Below are 1,549 nucleotides of genomic sequence, written 5' to 3' on the forward strand. Positions count from 1 at the left end.
CCGACGTCGGTCCACGTCAGGGGGCAGCCGTGGTCGTCGGGCGGACAGCCGTTGTTGAAGGCGAGGGCGTCACGGAACATCCCCTGGAACTCGTGAACGTTCGACACGTCCCAGGTCGAGACGTCGTCGTTGAACGCCACGGTGTCGCGGAACATGTCCATGGCGATCGTGAGGGTCGGAGGCAACCGATCGGGCACGACGAAGGCACGGTCTGCACCTTCGAACGCCCCGTAGGTTTTGTCGAGGCCAAGGTCGCCCCAGCGCTCGACGGCGTCCAACTGATCCACGCCGTCCCATGCGCCGCCGGTCCCGAACTGCTCGACGTCGCCGTGAATCTCCACGGTCCAGTCGCCGGCGCTCAGCGTGATGGCGTCGACGAAGTCGGTCTGCGTTCGCGTCTTACCGTCGTCGCGACGCCAGGTGGCCTCGGGGTCATTGGTGACGGGCAGGTTGACGTCGAAGTCGGTGGTGCTGGAGAACCGGAGGACCATCGGTTCCTTTTCGAACGTGACGTTGCGGGTGACGGTGCAGTCGCCGGGACAGGATGCGCTCACGGTGGCGACGTCGATGTCGTCGGAGGCGCGCAACGCGGCGCGAACCTCGCCGCGCGCGTCGCTGGTCGCCGTCCACGTCCCGTCGATCGGTTCGCCGGCCGGGGTGAGGAGGGTGCCGAGGGTGGTGGAGAGGCGTACGTCGACGCTGGAGACCGGCGTGCCGTCGGCGCCTGCGAGGGTGACGGCGACGTCGGTTGCGTCGCGGCCGTCGGAGTAGAGCGACGTCTCCGTCGTGGAGATCGCGAGCACCAGGTCGCGACTGCGGACGGGATCGCTGGGGACCGGTTCGAGACCGGCGAGCGTGTCGGTCTCCGCGACGAAGCGCACGTCGGGGGCGGCGCCCTCACTGGCGCCGGTGAACACGACGTCGGAGAGCGACACCCGCGTCTCACCCGCAGCGAGGAGGGCGGTGGGGGTCCCGTCCCGAGGGGCGGCAAAGCGGAGGGTGCCGTCCCCCTCGGCCTCGGCGCGGAGCGTGATCGTGAGCGCCTCGGGGGCAGGCGCTTCGTTGCCGGCCACATCGCGCAGAACGACGACGACGTCGAACGGCACGTTGCGGCGGAGCGCGGCGTCGACCCCTTCGACGTGGAGGCGGGCGGCGGGTCCGGCAGCGAGCGGAATGGGGCCGGCGTCGACGGGGGAGACGCCGGCGCTATCGAAGCGAAGGGTCGGGGTGGCGCCGGCCGGCCCGGAGAGGGTCAGCGCGTCGAAAGTAGCGACGCCGTCGACCGACGACACCGCCGCGGTGCCGACGAGCTCGACGTTCGCAGCCGGGGCGACCAGGCGAACACGGACGTCGGTGCGGGTGGGCACGACCCGACCCTCGGCGTCGCGTCGCTCGACGGTGGGGGCGACCGCCAGGTCGGCCCCGGCGACCGCGGCGTCGGGGACGGCGGTCACGACGAGCCGGTCGGGGGCGGTGGGTGCATCGACGGTCGCGTTGCGGCTGCACCCGACCAAAAGAACGAGCAGGGCGAGGGCAAGCAGGGGACGCG

General features: G+C 71.5%; 1 protein-coding gene. It reads right to left on the bottom strand.

All coding sequences use genetic code 11. The features are described 5' to 3' along the window. Positions 1-1,549 (bottom strand): invasin domain 3-containing protein (locus RI554_09935; GenBank protein ID MDR9392334.1); only part of this gene is annotated, 1,549 nt, incomplete at both ends.

The sequence above is a fragment of the Trueperaceae bacterium genome (genome assembly GCA_031581195.1).
Lineage (GTDB): Bacteria > Deinococcota > Deinococci > Deinococcales > Trueperaceae > SLSQ01.